This is a genomic window from Bradyrhizobium sp. UFLA05-108 (assembly GCF_059803455.1).
The window spans coordinates 1-18,423 of sequence record NZ_JBANAZ010000072.1; the positions used below are offsets into that span (position 1 = coordinate 1).

Here is an 18,423-nt window from a genome sequence, read left to right on the forward strand (position 1 = left end):
CTTCGAACAAGGAGATGATCTGAAATGATCTAACAACCACTCATCCTTGACCAAGCCCATACAAGTATTCCAGAGGCGGTAGTGATTCTATCGAGAGGTCGCGGCGTACTGGATTCCCCGCCTTCGCGGGGAATGACAGCGGAGATTGATGCGCGATGGACGCTCCCAAGCGCTCGTCATTGCGAGCGCAGCGAAGCAACCCAGAATCCCTCTGCGGAAAGACTCAGGATTGCTTCGCTGTGCTCGCAATGACGGTGGAGTGTGAAGCGAGAGCGTCGCGCCTCACTCACTCCGTCATCACATCAAGCATACCTTCCGTGACAGTGCTTGAACTTCTTCCCACTGCCGCAGGGGCAATCTTCGTTGCGGCCGACCTTGCCCCAGCTTGCCGGGTTCTTCGGATCGCGCTGCACGGCGTTGGCCTGCGGGGCCAGCGTCACGTTGGCGAAGGCCATCTCGTCCTCGCCGGTATCAGGATTGAGCTTGTGCGCTTCCATTGTGGGCAGGATAGGCGCTTCCTGCTCCGGCGGAATGATCTCGACGCGCATGAGCTGCGCGGTGACGGCCTCGCGCAGATGCGCACTCATCTCCTGGAAGAGATTGAAGGCCTCGGTCTTGTACTCCTGCAACGGATCGCGCTGGCCGTAACCGCGCAGGCCAATGACCTGGCGCAGATGGTCGAGCATAATCAGGTGCTCGCGCCAGAGATGATCGAGCGTCTGCAGCAGAATCGTCTTCTCGACGTAACGCATCACGTCGGGACCCCACTGCGCGACCTTGGCCGCCATGTGCTCGTCGGCACGGGTCTCGATGCGGGTGAGCAATTCCTCGTCGGCGATGCCCTCTTCCTTGGCCCAGTCGTCGACCGGCAAATCGAGATCGAGCACGCGCTTCAACTCTTCCTTGAGACCCGCGACGTCCCACTGCTCGGCATAGGCATGCTCGGGCACGTGCTTGGCGACGAGGTCCTCGATGAAGGCGTGGCGCATGTCGGCGATGGTCTCGGCGACGTTCTCGTCCTTCATCAGGTCGACGCGCTGGTCGAAGATCACCTTGCGCTGGTCGTTCTGGACGTTGTCGAACTTGAGGAGGTTCTTGCGGATGTCGAAGTTGCGCGCCTCGACCTTCTGCTGTGCCTTCTCGAGCGCCTTGTTGATCCAGGGATGGATGATGGCCTCGCCCTCTTTCAGACCGAGCCGCTGCAGCATGCTGTCGAGGCGATCCGAGCCGAAGATGCGCATCAGATCGTCTTCCAGCGACAGGAAGAATTTTGAGCGACCGGGGTCACCCTGACGGCCGGAACGACCGCGGAGCTGGTTGTCGATGCGGCGGGACTCGTGACGCTCGGAGCCGATGATGTAGAGGCCGCCGGGCTTGTTCACGGTCTTGGCGGGCTTTGAACCCTTGGCCGGCTCGATCTCGACGGTCTCCTCGGCCTTCAGCACGATGTCGCGGAAATGTTCGATGTCGGCCTTGATCTGCTCGATTTTTTTCGCCTTCTCGGCCTCGTCCTCGATCCCTGCGGTCTCCTGCTGGATGCGCATGTCCAGGGAGCCGCCGAGCTTGATGTCGGTACCGCGCCCCGCCATGTTGGTCGCGATCGTGATCGCGCCGGGCACGCCGGCTTCCGCAACGATATAGGCTTCCTGCTCGTGGAAGCGCGCGTTCAAGACCGCGAACAGTTTTGCGGGCTTGCCGGCGCGGGCGGCGGCGTAGAGCTTCTCCAGCGCGCTTTCCTTGCCGAAATCGATCTGCTTGTAGCCGTTCTGCTTCAAGAATTCGGCGAGCACTTCCGACTTCTCGATCGATGCCGTGCCGACCAGCACGGGCTGGAGGCGCGCATTGGCGCGCTCGATCTCGGCGAGGATGGCGACGTATTTTTCCTTCTGCGTGCGGTAGACCTCGTCGTCCTCATCCAGACGCGCGACCGGCAGGTTGGTCGGGATCTCCACGACCTCGAGCTTGTAGATGTCGAACAATTCGTCGGCTTCGGTTGCCGCCGTGCCGGTCATGCCCGCCAGCTTCTCGTACATGCGGAAGTAGTTCTGGAAGGTGATCGAGGCGAGCGTCTGGTTCTCGGGCTGAACCGCGACGTGCTCCTTGGCTTCGAGCGCCTGGTGCAGGCCTTCCGAATAGCGCCGGCCCGGCATCATGCGTCCGGTGAATTCGTCGATGATCACGACTTCGCCGTCGCGAACGATGTAGTCCTTGTCGCGGGTGAACAGCGTATGGGCGCGCAGCGCCTGGTTGACGTGGTGCACGACCGAGACGTTCTCGACGTCGTAGAGCGACTCGCCCTTGAGCTGGCCGGCGTCGCGCAGCAGTGTCTCCAGCTTCTCCATGCCGCCTTCGGTCAAGGTCACCGTGCGCTGCTTCTCGTCGACCTCGTAGTCCGTGACCTTCTCCAGCTTCGGCATGAAGGTGTCGATGGTGTTGTAGAAGTCCGAACGGTCGTCGAGCGGGCCGGAGATGATCAGCGGGGTGCGGGCTTCATCGATGAGAATGGAGTCCACTTCGTCGACGATCGCGTAGTAGTGCGGCCGCTGGACCATGTCCTCGAGCCGGTACTTCATGTTGTCGCGCAGGTAGTCGAAACCGTATTCGTTGTTGGTGCCGTAGGTGATGTCGCAGGCATAGGCCGCCTTGCGCTCGGCATCGTCGAGCCCGTGCACGATCACGCCGGTGGTCATGCCGAGGAAGCCGTAGATCTGGCCCATCCAGCCGGAGTCGCGGCGGGCGAGGTAGTCGTTGACGGTGACGACGTGGACGCCCTTGCCGGCGAGCGCGTTGAGATAGACCGCAAGCGTTGCGACCAGCGTCTTGCCTTCGCCGGTCTTCATCTCGGCGATGTCGCCCTCATGCAGCACCATGCCGCCGATGAGCTGGACGTCGAAATGGCGCTGGCCGAGCGTGCGCTTGGCCGCCTCGCGCACCGTGGCGAAGGCAGGCACCAGCAGGTCGTCCAGCGTCTTGCCCGATGCGAGCAGCTGCTTGAATTCGGCGGTGCGGGCCTTGAGGGCTTCGTCGGAGAGTTTTGAAAGTTCCGGCTCGAGCGCGTTGATCGCGTTGACTCGGGATTGGTATCCCTTCACCCGCCGGTCGTTGGCGGAGCCGAAAAACTTGCGGGCGAGCGCGCCGATCATACCGAATTCCTTGCCAAATTCCTGTGTTCGCGATTACCGCGTTGCAGCCAAGAGGTTGTCACCAACTTGCCTATCAACTCACCGTGACGCCTCGCGGCCAAGGCCCCGTTGCGGGGTCATCCGCCATATGGGTGGGAATTGAGCAAATCTGGGTTCAACGGCCAAAAACGCAGCAAAATAAACGCTATCGCCATGGACGCGACCGGCCACAGATATGGCCCACCCTGAGCCTTGTCAACGGCGGCCGGCTTTCCGCTAATTCATCATTTTGACAGGTTTTTCGCGTTGCCAAGGCATCCCGATTGGGCGAGTGTCCGCCCCGCCCAAATACCCCCTTCAGGATAAGGATTTTCCATGACCACCTCGTTCCCGGTAACGAAAACCGGCCTGCGCTTCGGCCTTGCCACCGCCCTTGCGGGCTGCCTCGCACTGGCGCTGATCGCAGGTCCCGGCCGGGCCGCCGACGACCCGGTCCTGGCCAAGGTCAATGGCGCGGAGATCAAGAAGAGCGACGTTGCGCTCGCCGAGGAGGAACTGGGGCCCTCGCTGGCACAGATGGACCCGGCGACCAAGGACGAGAACGTGCTGGCCTTCCTGATCGACATGAAGATCGTCGCCAAGGCCGCCGAGGACAAGAAGATCGCCGATAACGAGGAGTTCAAGAAGCGCCTGGGTTTCGCCCGCAACCGGCTTCTGATGGACAGCCTGCTCGCCCAGGAAGGCAAGACCGCGACCACCCCCGATGCCATGAAGAAGGTCTATGAGGAAGCCTCCAAGCAGATCACCGGCGAGCAGGAGGTGCACGCCCGCCACATCCTGGTCGAGACCGAGGACGAGGCCAAGGCGGTGAAGGCCGAGCTCGACAAGGGCGCCGATTTCGCCGAGCTCGCCAAGAAGAAGTCCAAGGATCCGGGCTCCGCCGACGGCGGCGACCTCGGCTTCTTCACCAAGGAGCAGATGGTGCCGGAATTCTCGGCGGTCGCCTTCGCGCTGGAGCCGGGCAAGATCTCCGACCCCGTGAAGTCGCAGTTCGGCTGGCACATCATCAAGGTCGAGGAAAAGCGCAGCCGCAAGGCGCCGGATTTCGACCAGGTCAAAGCCCAGATCGAGAACTACGTCACCCGCAAGGCCCAGGCCGACTATGTCGCGAAGCTGCGCGCTGAAGCCAAGGTCGAGCGGCTGGACCAGCCTGCTGCGGACGCGGCAAAGCCGGCTGACAAGCCGGCCGACGCGGCGAAGCCCTCCGACAGCAAGATGGCGCCGCCAGCGAAGAAGTAAGAATTCGCTGTCACTTCGCTGACGCCTAGAGTATTTAAGTATCGTGATGCCCGGCCTCGTGCCGGGCATCTGCGTATCTGAACCCATCAAGGCCCAAGCGATGTCCTCCACTGTCTCTCCACTTGCCCCCAAGCACGTTCCCGACATGCCCGTCATTGCGGGCGTCCGTCTCGCGACGGCGGAAGCCGGCATCCGCTACAAGAACCGCACCGACGTGCTGCTCGCGCTTCTGGACAAGGGCACCGCGGTCGCCGGCGTCTTCACCAAGTCGAAATGCCCGTCCGCGCCGGTGGAATGGTGCCGCGCGAAACTGAAGGGCGGCAAGGCGCGCGCGCTGGTGGTCAATTCCGGCAACGCCAATGCCTTCACCGGCAAGACCGGCCGGGCATCCACCGCGCTGACCGCGAAGATCGCGGCCAAGGCCGTCGGCTGCAGCGAAAGCGAGATTTTCCTCGCTTCGACCGGCGTGATCGGCGAGCCGCTGGATGCGACCAAGTTCGATGGCGTGCTGGGACGTCTCGCCGCGACCGCCGAAGCCGGCGACTATCTCGCGGCCGCGAACGCGATCATGACCACCGACACCTTCCCGAAGGTCGCAACCAGGACCGTGAAGCTCGGCAAGGCCAAGGTCACCATCAACGGCATGGCCAAGGGCGCCGGCATGATCGCGCCCGACATGGCGACCATGCTGTCGTTCATCTTCACGGATGCGCCGATCGCGCCGGCCGCGCTGCAAGCGCTGCTCAAGAGCGGCGTCGAGGACACCTTTAATGCGGTGACGATCGACGGCGACACCTCGACCTCTGACACTCTGCTCGCCTTTGCCACCGGCGCTGCCGCCGAGCACGGCGCGCCAAAAATCAGCCGCGCCAGCGACCCGCGCCTGAAGGCCTTCGTCAAGGCGTTCAACGAGGTGTTGGCCAATCTCGCCGAGCAGGTGGCGCGCGACGGTGAAGGCGCACGCAAGCTGGTCGAGATCACCGTGGAAGGCGCCAAGACCAAGGCGTCGGCGCGCAAGATCGCGATGTCGATTGCAAACTCGCCGCTGGTGAAGACCGCGATCGCAGGTGAAGACGCCAATTGGGGCCGCGTGGTGATGGCTGTGGGCAAGGCCGGCGAGCCCGCCGATCGCGACAAGCTGTCGATCTCCTTCAACGGCATCCGCGTCGCCAAGAGCGGCGCGCGCGATCCGTCCTATGACGAGGCACAGGTGTCGGAGGCGATGAAGGCGCCGGAGATCGCGATCAAGGTCTCGCTCGGCCTCGGCAAGGGCCGCGACCGCGTGATGACCTGCGACCTCACCAAGGAATATGTCGCGATCAACGGCGACTATCGATCGTAAGTTCAGGCATGGCCGAACTCAAGCTGACATTGGTAGTGGCCTGCGCGCTCGTTGACGCCGACAAGCGCGTCCTGATCGCGCAGCGCCCCGAGGGCAAGGCGCTTGCCGGCCTCTGGGAGTTTCCCGGCGGCAAGCTCGAGCCCGGCGAACGGCCGGAGCAGAGCCTCATCCGCGAGCTTCACGAGGAGCTCGGCATCACCGTCAGCGAGCCGTGCCTGGCGCCTCTCACCTTCGCAAGCTACGCCTACGAGGCGTTCCATTTGTTGATGCCGCTCTACATCTGCCGCCGCTGGGAGGGGATGGTGACGGCACGTGAAGGCCAGACCCTGGCCTGGGTCCGTGCCAACAAGCTGCGCGACTATCCGATGCCGCCAGCGGACATCCCGCTGATCCCGCATTTGATCGATCTGCTGATGTGAATTGGGACCTCATCCTGAGGAGCGGCGGTTGCGCCGCGTCTCGAAGGATGGGCCGCATGGCGAGAGCGGGGCCTGCATGGTTCGAGACGGCGCTTGCGCGCCTCCTCACCATGAGGACCATGAGGGTCACGTCTTCCCTGCCTTCTTCACCGCCTCGGCAAGGCTGGTCTTGGCCGATCCGGGCTTGAGCGGCTGCTGTTGGCTGGCATGCGGCGCCCAGCCGGAGAGCCAGATGATCTCGAATGTCGTGCGGATGCGGCCGTCGGGATCGGCAAAGCGCTCGGCATAGATTTGCGCCATCCGCAGCATGGTCGCACGCCGCGTCAGCGTGCGCCGCCGCTCGACCAGCACGTTGGCTGCGCCCATGCGCCTGAGATCCTGCATCAGCGCGAAGGCATTCGCATAGCGCACGACGATGCGATCGACGTCGGTGACCGGCAGCGCAAAACCCGCCCGCTGCAACAGCGCGCCGATGTCGCGCAGATCGGCGAACGGCGCAACGCGCGGCGACACGCCGCCCTCGCATTCGGCTTCGGCCGCGGCAAAGGCCTGGCGCAACTCGGTCAGTGAATCGCCGCCGATCATCGCGGCGAGCAGGAGACCGTCGGGCTTCAACGCACGCCGGATTTGCGCGAGCACGCCCGGCAAATCGTTGACAAATTGCAGCGCCAGCGCGGACGCCACCAGATCGAGGCTTTCCATCGCCAGCGGCAGCTTCTCCTCGCCCGTAGCATCGAGCTCGATCCGCTGTACATTGCCGAAGCGCGCGCGCAACGCCGACAGGCCCTCACCGGGGGTCCACAGATCGGCAACGGCGCCAAATTCGCGCATCACCGCAGCCAGCCGGTCGGCCATGTCCTCGTCGACACGGTCGAGCAGGAAGCTGGCAAGCCCCTGCACGCTCGCACGTCGCTGCCGCGCATGCAGCAGCGCGCGGTCGAACAGGGCGGGCGGGATTTGCGGGTTTTGCGCCATGCCGCTGGTTACGCCGATCGCGACGGTTCTGGCAATCTCCTCTCTCGTGTCCCGGACGCGGTGCGGCACGCAGTGACGCTCCGTAGAGCCGGGACCCACGTTTACGTGGACGATTCCTGGGCCCCGGCTCAGCAGCGCACCGCTACGCGCTGCGCCGCGTCCGGGGCACGAGACATAAAACCGCGGCTTGAGCCCTCGCAAACGTAGCGCTAGCCTTCATTCATGGAAGCCGAAACCGCCCCGTCCCGTTCCATCTCCGCCCATTGGCGTGGGGCGCTTTCGGCCGGCCATCGCCTATTGTCGCGCGCGGCAAGGCTCGCGCTCGACATTGCGCTGCCGACGCTGTGCGTGTCCTGCCGCGAGCCGGTCGATGGCGAGGGCGTCTGTGCGGCCTGCTGGGCGAAACTCTCGTTCATCGCCCCACCCTACTGCCCGCGGCTCGGAATCCCCTTCGTCTACGATCCCGGCCCTGAGATGCTGTCGATGGAGGCGATTGCGAGCCCGCCCGCCTATCATCGGGCGCGCGCCGCGGTACGCTATGATGATGTCGCGCGCACGCTCGTGCATTCGCTGAAGTATCAGGACCGTACCGATCTTGCGCCGGCCATGGGCCGCTGGATGGCGCGCGCGGGGCGCGAGCTGCTTGGCGAGGCCGACATGCTGGTCCCGGTGCCCCTGCATTGGCGGCGGGCTTGGCGCCGCCGCTACAACCAGGCGGGCGCGCTGGCCCGCGTGATCGAGCGCCAGACCGGGGTCAAGGTAAAAGGCGACGTCCTGCGCCGGGTCCGCGCCACCGAGCAGCAGATCGGCCTGTCGCGCGCCCAGCGCGCCACCAATGTGCAGGGCGCATTCCAGGTATCTGCCGACCACCAGGCCGAGGTGCAGGGCCGCCGCATCATCCTGATCGATGACGTCCTCACCTCGGGTGCGACACTGGATGCCTGCGCGCGGGCCTTGCTGCGCGCCAAAGCGGCGCAGGTCGACGCACTGGTCTTTGCCCGGGTTGTGGAGACCGGGTCACGTCCCATATAATTCAATCAATTCATGAATTGAGAGCGCCAGGCGAGATGAGCACTGCTGTCGAGATCTATACGAGGCCGGGCTGCGGCTATTGTTCCGCGGCCAGATCGCTGTTGACCCGCAAGAAAGCCGCCTTCACCGAGTTCGACATCGCCAAGAATCCGTCATGGCGCCAGGAGATGTATGCCCGCGCCGGCGAGGGCTCGACGTTCCCGCAGATCTGGATCGGCGAGAAGCATGTCGGCGGTTGCGACGAGCTCTATTCGCTCGATCGCGAAGGCAAGCTCGATGCACTGCTCGAAAGCGTCAAGGCGGTCTCATGAACCAGAATCAAGCTCAAGCGCAGGATCGTACCTTCACTGCCGCCATGGTGCAGATGCGCACCGGCCTTCTGCCTGAACCGAGCTTCGAGCAGGCGAGCAAGCTGATTCGAAAAGCGGCCGCAAACGGCGCGAATTACGTGCAGACGCCCGAAGTCAGCAACATGATGCAGCTGAACCGCAAGGCGCTGTTCGAGCACCTCGCCAGCGAAGAGGACGACAAATCGCTGAAGGCCTATCGCGCGCTCGCCGCCGAATTGAAGATCTTCTTGCATGTCGGCTCGCTGGCGCTCCGCTACTCGCCGGAGAAGGCGGTCAACCGCTCCTTCCTGATCGGACCCGACGGCAATCTGCTGGCGAGCTACGACAAGATCCACATGTTCGACATCGAGCTGCCGGATGGCGAGAGCTATCGCGAATCCGCCAACTACCAGCCGGGCGAGACGGCTGTGATCTCCGACCTGCCCTGGGGCCGCGTCGGGCTCACGATCTGCTACGACGTGCGCTTCCCCGCGCTCTATCGCGCGCTGGCGGAGGCCGGCGCTTCGTTCATCACCGTGCCCTCCGCCTTCACCCGCAAGACCGGCGAAGCGCATTGGCACGTGCTACTGCGCTCGCGCGCAATCGAGACCGGGTGCTTCGTGTTTGCTGCCGCGCAAGCCGGAACGCACGAGAACAAGCGCGAAACCTATGGTCACTCGCTGATCATCGATCCCTGGGGCGAGATCCTTGCCGAGGGCGATGTCGAGCCCGGCATCATCATGGCCAAGATCGACCCGGCCAAGGTCGAGACCGCGCGCAGGGCGATTCCCTCACTGCAACATGGCCGCCGCTTCGGCGTCGCCGATCCGAAGGCTGGCCCTGATCATCTGCATCTGGTGCGGGGATCGGCATGATCCGCTATGCACTCCGCTGCGAGCGGGACCACGAGTTCGAAAGCTGGTTCCAGAGCTCGTCGGCTTACGACCAGCAGGTCAAGCGCAAGCTCGTGACCTGCCCGATCTGCGGCTCGGCCAAGGTCGACAAGGCGATCATGGCGCCGCGCATCGTCGGCAAGAAGGGCCGCGAGCGCGCTCCCGAGCCAACCCCGGCACCCACGCCAACGACCGAGGTCACACAGCAGCAGCCGGCCTCGCTGATGCTGGCCCAGGAGCGCGAACTGCGCACCAAGCTGAAGGAATTGCGCGACCACATCGTGAAGCATGCCGACAATGTCGGCGAACGCTTCCCGAACGAAGCCCGCGCCATGCATTACGGCGACAAGGAGCACCGCCCGATCTACGGCGAAGCCTCGCCCGATGAAGCCAAGGCGCTGATCGACGAAGGCATCGAGGTGTCGCCGCTGCCGGTGCTGCCGGAAGACCGGAACTGACGCGAGCGCTCATGAGCCGCGAAACGATACTCTCGTCGCTCATCCATTTCGATGCGTCCATCCCGGACCTGAAGTCCGGACTCGGTTCGTTGACGTGGGATAGTGATCCGGTGGTCACGCTGGCGCGACGCGATATCGTCGCAGTCCTTGAGCGGTTTTCAACCGGAGAGATCGATGCCCTCGCCGTCGAGGATTGGGCCAATCTCGTCGAATGCCGCGAGGATATCGGGTTCGAATCGGGATATGAGGACGTGATCCATGCGGCGATCCACGATCTGGCGAACCCGGTGTTGAGCGGTGAGTTGCGCGTTCTGGCACCCGGCATCCTTGCCGGGCTTCGCTAACTCTTCCTACGCCCCCACCAGCACCGCAACGCCGATCACGATCAGCACGATGCCGAAAATCTCGCGCGGCGAGACCGGCTGCTTGAACGAGTAGTAGGCGACGCCCTGCGCGAACAGCACCTCGATCAGCGCGAGCGTGCGGACATTGGCGGCGGCGGTCAGCGCGAAGGACAGGAACCAGAATTGCGAGGCGAAGGCGCCCATGAAGCCGGCGAGCAGCGACGGCTTCCATAATCCAAGGATCGCCTGCAAGATTTTTGGTGCGCGCCACAGCAGGTAGACCGTCAGGATCAGCGTCTGCACGAACAGGCCCAGCACCAGCGTGAACGACGAGGCCGTCACGAAGGAGACGCCGGGCACCGTGATGATTGCGCCGCGGAAGCCGACGGCTGACAGCGCAAACGCGGCCGCGGCGACGAGGCCGATGATGGTCGGCTTCAATTCGGCAAAGCTCTTCTCGCCGCCGGGACGCAGCGCGGTGATGACGACGCCGACGGTCGCGATCACGATCGCCAGCACCTTGAGCCAGGTCAGGTGATCACCGAGGAAGACGAAGCCGAAGATCGCGGTCTGGATCGCTTCGGTCTTCAGATAAGCCGTAGTCACCACGAAGGAGCGGTCGTTCATGGCGAGCAGCATCAATCCGGTGGCGACGATCTGGCTGAGCGCCCCTAACAGCAGCCACGGCCAGAACACGGTCGGCGGCGCGCTCAGATGATCGCCGGAGACGACCAGCACCAGGCCCAAGAACAGCACCGAGAACGGGAAGCCGAACAGGAAGCGGATGTTGGTCGCGCCCCAGGTACCGAGCGGCTTGGTCAACGACCGCTGCATCGCATTGCGCGCGACCTGGCCGAGCGCGGCGATGACGGTGAAGGGAATCCAGAGGCTGGTGACGGTGAGCATGGGCGGGAAATGGCGGGACAGAGAGGCGCTAGCGTGAAGGTAACAGACTCGCTGGTCAACCACGCCGATGTCATGGGTGCGATGCTCCTACCACAAACTCCACTGTCGTCCTGGACAAGCGGAGCGCAGATCCAGGACCCATTACCCCAGGGAGTGGTTTTGCGAAGACTCGTGGTTACAAGCCTCGCGCCACAACCGCTCCCTGGGGTAATGGGTCCTGGCTTTCGCCAGGACGACACCTCTGTTGTTGCAACAGCCGGGCTGCTACACGCAACGCCCGCCTCACACCATCCCTTCCGCCACGACCATGTAGTTCACGTCCATGTCGGAGGAGAGGCTCCATCTGTCGGCGAAGGGCGAGTAGACGACGCCGGTCTGCTCGGTGATGACGAGGCGGTTGTCGAGCAGATATTTGGCGAGCTCGTCGGGGGTGACGAACTTGTTCCACTCATGGGTGCCGCGCGGCAGCCAGCGCAGCACGTATTCGGCGCCGACGATGGCGAGCGCAAAGCTCTTCCAGTTGCGGTTCAAGGTCGAGACCACCATCAGCCCATTCGGCTTCAGCATGGCGGCGCAGCGGCTCAGGAAGATGCCGACGTCGGTGACGTGCTCCACCACCTCCATCGCCAGCACGATGTCGAAGCGCTCGCGCGGGTCGACCTCCTCCACCGTAGTGCAGCGGTAGTCGATCGACAGATGCCCCTTGTCGGCATGGAGCTTTGCGGCCGCGATGTTGCTTGCCGAGGGATCGATGCCGATGACCTGCGCCCCGAGCCGCGAGAGCGGCTCGCAGAGCAGGCCTGCACCGCAGCCGATGTCGAGCACGCGCAGGCCTCCGAGGCAGTTGAGGCTGCGCACGTTGCGCTCGAACTTGCGACAGGCGGAGTCGCGGATATAGCCGAGCCGCAGCGGATTGATCTTGTGCAGCGGGGCCATCTTGCCGCTGGGGTCCCACCACTCGGCGGAAAGCTTTGAGAACTTGGCGACCTCGCCGGCGTCGACGGTCGAGGCCGGGCTGACAATCGTGGTGGCGGAACTGTTCTGCTGCATGCTCATGACAACGCGCCGTCCTACCGCACGGTGATCGAATTGCGGAAGGCAAGTGGGGACGCGATGGTCTCGATCTTCTCGATCCCCTCGCCCACGCCGCGGATCGTCACATCGCCGTAGTTGAAGATGCGACCCAGAATGCTCTGGTCGACATCGACACTTTCAACCTTGTCGAGGCTCATTTCAAAGGTCTTCCGGGTGATGAACCCGGTCTTATGCACAACTCTGAAATTGGTGACGTCGGTCTCGGTGGTAAAGCGGTGGAACCAGCCCTTCAGTGTCCAATAGAGGCCGCCCAGCGCCACCAGGCCGGAAGCTGTGAGCCACAGCAGCACGAGTCCCTCCGTGACCGTCTGCCGCGACATCAGAAGCAGGATCAGGGCCACGATCCAGGCCAGAATCGCCGGAAAATAGAAGATCCAGTGCGCATTGGTCGAATACAGCACCTTCTCGCCGGGCTGCAGGATCTCGTCGATATAACGCGCCATAACCTCGATTAACCCATTCCCGGCCCAGACGGGTCCATCAGGAACCGGCTTGCCCCCGGCCCCGCCGCTCTGTATACGCGCGGTCGGTAGCTACCCCGTCCAGCGCGGGCCACCATACTGATCCTCAAGAGGGAATGCACGCGTCGTCATGAGCCGCCTCGTGATGAAATTCGGCGGCACGTCCGTCGCCAATATCGAACGTATCCGCAACGTCGCACGACATGTGAAGCGTGAGGTCGATGCCGGGCACGAAGTTGCCGTGGTGGTCTCCGCGATGTCCGGCAAGACCAACGAGCTGGTCGCCTGGTGCACCGAAGCTTCCCCCATGCACGATGCGCGCGAATACGACGCCGTGGTCGCCTCCGGCGAGCAGGTGACGTCGGGCCTGCTGGCCATCACGCTCCAGAGCCTCGGCATCCAGGCGCGCTCCTGGCAGGGCTGGCAGATCCCGATCAAGACCAGCGACGCTCATGCCTCGGCCCGCATCGAGGACATCGACGGCACCGAGATCATCAACCGTTTCAAGGAGCGCAAGGAGGTCGCGGTCATCGCCGGCTTCCAGGGCATCAATCCCGAGACCGGCCGAATCACCACGCTCGGCCGCGGCGGCTCCGACACCTCGGCGGTCGCGATCGCCGCCGCCGTCAAGGCGGATCGCTGCGACATCTATACCGACGTCGATGGCGTCTACACCACCGACCCGCGCATCGTGCCGAAGGCACGCCGGCTCGACAAGATCGCGTTCGAGGACATGCTGGAACTGGCCTCCCAGGGCGCCAAGGTGCTCCAGGTCCGTTCGGTGGAACTCGGCATGGTCCACAACATGCCGATCTTCGTCCGCTCGAGCTTCGACAAGCCCGAGGACATCGACCCGCATGCCAACCAGCCGCCCGGTACGCTGATCTGCAGCGAGGAGGAGATCATGGAAAACCACGTCGTCACCGGCATCGCCTTCTCCAAGGACGAGGCCCAGATCTCGGTGCGCCAGATCGAGGACAAGCCGGGTGTCGCCGCCTCGATCTTCGGGCCGCTCGCGGACGCCAACATCAACGTCGACATGATCGTTCAGAACGTCTCCGAGGACGGCAAGACCACCGACCTCACCTTCACGGTGCCGGCGACCGACTACGCGCGCGCCAGGGACACGATCACCGCCGCCAAGGCCAAGATCGGCTATGCGCGGCTCGACAGCGCCACCGACGTCGCCAAAATCTCCGTGATCGGCAGCGGCATGCGCAGCCATGCCGGCGTCGCCGCCCAGGCGTTCTCGGCCCTCGCGGCGCGGAATATCAACATCCGCGCCATCACAACCTCCGAGATCAAATTCTCGGTTTTGATCGACACCGCCTATACCGAGCTTGCGGTGCGGACCCTGCACACGCTCTACGGTCTCGATCAGGTTTAGACGAATTTTCTGTTAGCGGCCGCAGCAAACGCGAAGGTGTACACACCTTCGCGTTTGGCAGGCGTTTTGCTTGGCAAAACAAGCCTCAATTCGCTATACGGCGAGCAGGGTGGGCTGCCGCAGACTGTGCCCCAGTTCAGGCGGTGCCGATTCGGCACAAGCGCTAAATCCAAGAGGATTTGGACTCGTGCCGCCGCCGGACGAGCAAATTTGTTGTTTTTCTGGAGTTTTGGGCCAGCCGCCGGCTACCCCGCCGGGCCAGGCAGATGAAGGAGATTGACGGCACATGCGGAGCGCGTCGGGAGGTCCCCGCGTCTTGTTGAGACGGCTCCGCGAAACCATGGCGGAGCAGGTCTCGGCCCAGGAGCGGCTGGACAAGATCGTGGTGCTGATCGCCGCCAACATGGTGGCCGAAGTGTGCTCGGTCTATGTGCTGCGCGTCGACAACACCCTCGAGCTCTACGCCACCGAAGGCCTCAACCGCGAGGCCGTGCACCATACCGTGCTGAGCGCCCATGAGGGCCTGGTCGGCCTCGTCGCCAGCGAGGCGACCCCCCTCAACCTCAGCGACGCCCAGAGCCACCCGGCCTTCTCGTTCCGCCCGGAAACCGGCGAAGAGATCTACCACTCCTTCCTCGGCGTGCCGATCCTGCGCGCCGGCAATACGCTCGGCGTGCTGGTGGTGCAGAACCGCGCCAAGCGCAATTATGTCGAGGAGGAGCTGGAGGCGCTCCAGACCACCGCCATGGTGTTGGCGGAGCTGATCGCCTCGGGCGAATTGTCCGCGCTCGCCCAGCCCGGCCTCGAGCCGGCCGCACGCCATTCCGCGCAAAAGGTGGGCGCGATCCTGTCGGAGGGCATAGCGCTCGGACACGTCGTGCTGCACGAGCCGCGCGTCGTCATCAAGGACTACATCGCCGAGGACCTGCCGAAGGAAATCAAGCGGCTCGACACCGCGCTCGCCAAGCTGCGCTCCGACCTCGACCGCATGCTCGAGCGCGGCGACGTCGCCGAGGGCGGCGAGCACCGCGACGTCCTGGAAGCCTACCGCATGTTCGCCAACGACCAGGGCTGGTCGCACAAGCTGCACGAGGCGGTCGCGACCGGCCTTACCGCGGAAGCCGCGGTCGAGCGCGTGCAGTCGGACACCCGCGCGCGCATGCTGCGCTCCACCGATCCCTATTTGCGCGACCGCCTGCACGATCTCGAAGATCTCGGCTACCGCCTGATGCGCCAGCTCGTCGGCCAGGACCACGCGCCGTCCCGCGAGCAACTGCCTGACAACGCCATCGTCATCGCCCGCGCGATGGGACCGGCGGCGCTGCTCGACTACGACCGCAAGCGGCTGCGCGGCATCGTGCTGGAGGAAGGCACCGCCAACTCGCACGTCTCGATCGTGGCGCGCGCGCTCGGCATCCCCGCGGTCGGCGAGGTGCCGAACGCGCCGGGTATCGCCGATCCCGGCGACGCCATCATCGTCGACGGCACCTCGGGCTCGATCTACGTACGGCCTTCGCAGGAGATCGAGGCGGCCTATGCGGAGCGCGTGCGCTTCCGCGCGCGCCGCCAGGCGCAGTACCTGGCGCTGCGCGACCGTCCTTGCGTGACCAAGGATGGCGAGGCGGTGGAGCTGATGATCAACGCGGGTCTTGCGATCGACCTGCCGCATATCGACGACACCGGCAGCGCCGGTATCGGCCTGTTCCGCACCGAGCTGCAATTCATGGTCGGCCAGAGCCTGCCGCGCACCAGCGACCAGCTCGCGCTCTACCGCACCGTGCTCGATGCCGCGGGCACCAAGCCCGTCACCTTCCGCACCCTCGACATCGGCGGCGACAAGGCGCTGCCCTATATGGAGGCGGTGATCGAGGAAAATCCCGCGCTCGGCTGGCGCGCGATCCGGCTTGGCCTCGATCGCCCCGGCCTGCTGCGCGGCCAGATCCGCGCGCTCTTGCGCGCAGGCGGCGGCCGCGCGATCCGCGTGATGTTCCCGATGATCTCGGAGGTCGGCGAATTCGATTCGGCAAAGGCGCTGGTCGAGCGCGAGCTGACATATTTGCGCCAGCACGGCCATACGCTGCCGGAGCGCATCGACATCGGCACCATGGTCGAGGTGCCTGCGCTGCTCTACCAGCTCGACGAGCTTCTGAAGAAGGTCGACTTCATCTCGGTCGGCTCCAACGACTTGTTCCAGTTCCTGTTCGCGGTCGATCGCGGCAACGCCAAGGTTTCGGAGCGCTTCGACACCATGTCGGCACCGATCCTGCGCGTGCTGCGCGAGATCGTGCGCAAGTCCAAAGCTGCGGAGAAGTCAGTCTCGCTGTGCGGCGAGATGGCATCCAAGCCGATCGGCGCGCTGGCGCTGATCGCGATGGGCTACCGCTCGCTGTCACTGTCGGCGACCGCGCTCGGGCCGGTGAAGGCGATGGTCCTCGAGCTCGATGCCAAGAAGGCCGGCGCGATGCTCGATCCGCTCCTGGACGCGCCGACCGGCACCGTCTCGATCCGGCAGAAGCTGACGCAATTTGCCGAGGCCGAAGGGCTGTCGTTGTAGCGGGCCGGTCCGAAAGCCGTCCCGCCTCGCCCCTTTTTGCACCTGAGACTTGATCGATGTCGTCACTCCCCGAAGCCAAACTGGACGTCCTCCTTGCGCATCATGCCTCTCTCGAGGCCGAAACGCTCGGCCAGCTCTCCTCCGAGCGCTATGTGCAGGTCACGCGCGAGCTCGCCGAGATCAGCCCGCTGATCGACGCGGTGAAGACCTATCGGTCTGCGGTAAAGGAGCTCGCCGACACCGAGGCGCTGATCGCCGATCCCGCGACCGATGCCGAGATGCGCGGCATGGCGGAGACCGAGCGCGACGAGCTCTCGCTCAGAATCGAAGATCTCGTGCAGAAGATCCGCGTGGCGCTGTTGCCCAAGGACGCCATGGACGAGCGCAACGTGATGCTGGAAATCCGCGCCGGCACCGGCGGCGACGAGGCCTCGCTGTTCGCCGGCGACCTGTTCCGGATGTATGAGCGTTTTGCCGGCCTGCAGGGCTGGAAGGTCGAGGTCATCTCGGCGAGCGAGGGCACCGTCGGCGGCTACAAGGAAATCATCGCCGAGGTGCAGGGCCGCGGCGCATTCTCCAAGCTGAAGTTCGAATCCGGCGTGCACCGCGTGCAGCGCGTGCCCGACACCGAGACGCAAGGCCGCATCCACACCTCGGCGGCCACGGTCGCCGTGCTGCCGGAGGTCGAGGATGTCGACGTCGACGTCAAGAACGAGGATCTGCGCATCGAGACCATGCGCGCGCAGGGCGCCGGCGGCCAGCACGTCAACAAGACGGAATCGGCGATCCGCATCACCCATATTCCGACCGGCATCGTCGTGATGATGCAGGACAGCCGTTCGCAGCACAAGAATCGCGCCTCGGCGATGAACATCCTGCGCTCGCGCATCTACGATGCCGAGCGCCAGCGCGTCGAGGCGGCACGCTCGGCCGACCGCAAGGAAAAGGTCGGCTCCGGCGACCGCAGCGAGCGCATCCGCACCTACAATTTTCCGCAAGGACGCGTCACCGACCACCGCATCAATCTGACACTCTACAAGCTGCCGCAGGTGATCGCGGGCGAAGCGCTGGGCGAGCTGATCGATGCGCTGACCACGGAGCACCAGGCCGCCCAGCTCGCGGCGCAGGGTGCCGCTGCCTAGAGTGCGAGGCTCACCTCTCCTCGGCGGGGGAGAGGTAAATCCGCGGCTCGCTCCGATCCAACCAAACTCATCCTGCTCTGGAGCAGACGCCACCAGTCAGCGCGCCTTGGTGCGGAACGATCGCAGGATCTTGCTCAAGGCCGGACTTGCCGCGCGCAGCTCTTCGAGATGGATTTTTGAGAGCGCCCGCAGCTTCTGTTCGCCCTTGGCCGTCAGCTTGAGGCGGACCTTCCTGGCATCCTGCGGATCGGCCACCCGGCTGATCAGCTTCAGCTTCGTCATCCGGTCCATCAGCTCGACCGCGGTGTGATGCCGGATCAGCAGGAACCGCGCGACGTCGCTGATGGTCGCGGCGTCCGGTCCGGTAAAGCCCTTGATCGCGAGCAGCGCCTGGTGCTGTTGGGGCGTCAGCCCGGCGCGCTGGGCGGCAGCCTCGCTGAAGGCCAGGAAGGTTCGCACCTGGTAGCGGAATTGCGCCAGCGCCTGATAGTCGGCCTCGCGCATCGCCGCACTCGCGCGCCGCGCCGACGTTGTCGTCTTCTTCGGTTGGACCATGCCGTGCCGTCCGCCTCGATCTCACCACCCGCCGACAGGAGCGGATGCGTCAAGGCTAGCAAGCGGCCGGGTGCGGACCAACCGGGCTGCACCGCGGATGCACAGCTATC

At 64.6% G+C, this 18,423-nt stretch carries 17 protein-coding genes; 11 read left to right on the forward strand and 6 right to left on the reverse strand.

The window, feature by feature from the left end:
• Window positions 1-302: 302 nt before the first annotated feature.
• Entirely contained in the window at window positions 303-3,143 is a 2,841-nt protein-coding gene (gene secA / locus SO140_RS36735) for a preprotein translocase subunit SecA (protein WP_449382639.1), read from the reverse strand.
• 354 nt (window positions 3,144-3,497) lie between these two features.
• On the opposite strand from secA, the gene SO140_RS36740 reads away from it, so the two are divergent.
• The 3 genes from SO140_RS36740 to SO140_RS36750 all read left to right on the forward strand — a co-directional run bounded on the left by SO140_RS36740 (window position 3,498) and on the right by SO140_RS36750 (window position 6,182).
• A complete protein-coding gene (locus tag SO140_RS36740; protein WP_449382640.1) occupies window positions 3,498-4,421 on the forward strand; it encodes a peptidylprolyl isomerase in 924 nt (307 codons plus the stop codon).
• 100 nt (window positions 4,422-4,521) lie between these two features.
• Complete coding sequence (gene argJ, locus SO140_RS36745; RefSeq protein WP_449382641.1) at window positions 4,522-5,763, forward strand: bifunctional glutamate N-acetyltransferase/amino-acid acetyltransferase ArgJ; 1,242 nt, start codon at window positions 4,522-4,524, stop codon at window positions 5,761-5,763.
• Between the two features lie 8 nt (window positions 5,764-5,771).
• Entirely contained in the window at window positions 5,772-6,182 is a 411-nt protein-coding gene (locus SO140_RS36750; protein WP_449382642.1) for a (deoxy)nucleoside triphosphate pyrophosphohydrolase, read from the forward strand.
• Between the two features lie 126 nt (window positions 6,183-6,308).
• On the opposite strand, the gene SO140_RS36755 is transcribed toward SO140_RS36750, so the two are convergent.
• Complete coding sequence (locus SO140_RS36755; protein ID WP_449382677.1) at window positions 6,309-7,157, reverse strand: methyltransferase domain-containing protein; 849 nt, start codon at window positions 7,155-7,157, stop codon at window positions 6,309-6,311.
• 222 nt (window positions 7,158-7,379) lie between these two features.
• On the opposite strand from SO140_RS36755, the gene SO140_RS36760 reads away from it, so the two are divergent.
• The 5 genes from SO140_RS36760 to SO140_RS36780 are packed head-to-tail and all read left to right on the forward strand — an operon-like array spanning window position 7,380 to window position 10,213.
• Window positions 7,380-8,189 (forward strand): ComF family protein, encoded by an 810-nt coding sequence (locus SO140_RS36760; RefSeq protein WP_449382643.1) that lies wholly within the window; start codon window positions 7,380-7,382, stop codon window positions 8,187-8,189.
• A gap of 35 nt (window positions 8,190-8,224) precedes the next feature.
• Window positions 8,225-8,500 carry a glutaredoxin 3 gene (gene grxC, locus SO140_RS36765; protein ID WP_449382644.1) on the forward strand — a complete coding sequence of 92 codons (276 nt, stop codon included), beginning with the start codon at window positions 8,225-8,227 and terminating at the stop codon, window positions 8,498-8,500.
• The gene (locus SO140_RS36770; protein WP_449382645.1) at window positions 8,497-9,393 is read left to right on the forward strand and encodes a carbon-nitrogen hydrolase family protein; all 897 of its coding nucleotides are present in this window, start codon (window positions 8,497-8,499) and stop codon (window positions 9,391-9,393) included. Before grxC ends, SO140_RS36770 begins: the two co-directional genes overlap by 4 nt.
• A complete protein-coding gene (locus SO140_RS36775; RefSeq protein WP_449382646.1) occupies window positions 9,390-9,869 on the forward strand; it encodes a DUF1178 family protein in 480 nt (159 codons plus the stop codon). The genes SO140_RS36770 and SO140_RS36775 overlap by 4 nt, the downstream gene beginning before the upstream one ends.
• An 11-nt stretch (window positions 9,870-9,880) precedes the next feature.
• Window positions 9,881-10,213, forward strand: a complete 333-nt coding sequence (locus tag SO140_RS36780) for a hypothetical protein (RefSeq protein ID WP_449382647.1) — start codon at window positions 9,881-9,883, stop codon at window positions 10,211-10,213.
• A gap of 6 nt (window positions 10,214-10,219) precedes the next feature.
• Here the strand turns inward: SO140_RS36780 and SO140_RS36785 are convergent, their stop codons facing one another.
• From SO140_RS36785 to SO140_RS36795, 3 genes are all read right to left on the reverse strand, one after another.
• On the reverse strand, window positions 10,220-11,119 hold the full coding sequence (locus SO140_RS36785) for an EamA family transporter (protein ID WP_449382648.1): 900 nt from the start codon (window positions 11,117-11,119) through the stop codon (window positions 10,220-10,222).
• A gap of 282 nt (window positions 11,120-11,401) precedes the next feature.
• Entirely contained in the window at window positions 11,402-12,175 is a 774-nt protein-coding gene (ubiG, locus tag SO140_RS36790; RefSeq protein ID WP_449382649.1) for a bifunctional 2-polyprenyl-6-hydroxyphenol methylase/3-demethylubiquinol 3-O-methyltransferase UbiG, read from the reverse strand.
• Window positions 12,176-12,189: 14 nt separating this feature from the next.
• Complete coding sequence (locus tag SO140_RS36795; protein ID WP_449382650.1) at window positions 12,190-12,657, reverse strand: PH domain-containing protein; 468 nt, start codon at window positions 12,655-12,657, stop codon at window positions 12,190-12,192.
• A gap of 148 nt (window positions 12,658-12,805) precedes the next feature.
• Here SO140_RS36795 and SO140_RS36800 point away from each other — a divergent pair, with 148 nt between their 5' ends.
• The 3 genes from SO140_RS36800 to prfA all read left to right on the forward strand — a co-directional run bounded on the left by SO140_RS36800 (window position 12,806) and on the right by prfA (window position 17,758).
• Entirely contained in the window at window positions 12,806-14,062 is a 1,257-nt protein-coding gene (locus SO140_RS36800; protein WP_449382651.1) for an aspartate kinase, read from the forward strand.
• Between the two features lie 286 nt (window positions 14,063-14,348).
• On the forward strand, window positions 14,349-16,616 hold the full coding sequence (gene ptsP / locus SO140_RS36805) for a phosphoenolpyruvate--protein phosphotransferase (protein ID WP_449382652.1): 2,268 nt from the start codon (window positions 14,349-14,351) through the stop codon (window positions 16,614-16,616).
• Between the two features lie 56 nt (window positions 16,617-16,672).
• Window positions 16,673-17,758, forward strand: coding sequence for a peptide chain release factor 1 (gene prfA / locus SO140_RS36810; RefSeq protein WP_498543810.1), 1,086 nt, complete (start codon window positions 16,673-16,675; stop codon window positions 17,756-17,758).
• Window positions 17,759-17,854: 96 nt separating this feature from the next.
• On the opposite strand, the gene SO140_RS36815 is transcribed toward prfA, so the two are convergent.
• Window positions 17,855-18,313, reverse strand: coding sequence for a MarR family winged helix-turn-helix transcriptional regulator (locus SO140_RS36815; protein ID WP_449382654.1), 459 nt, complete (start codon window positions 18,311-18,313; stop codon window positions 17,855-17,857).
• Window positions 18,314-18,423 lie beyond the last annotated feature (110 nt).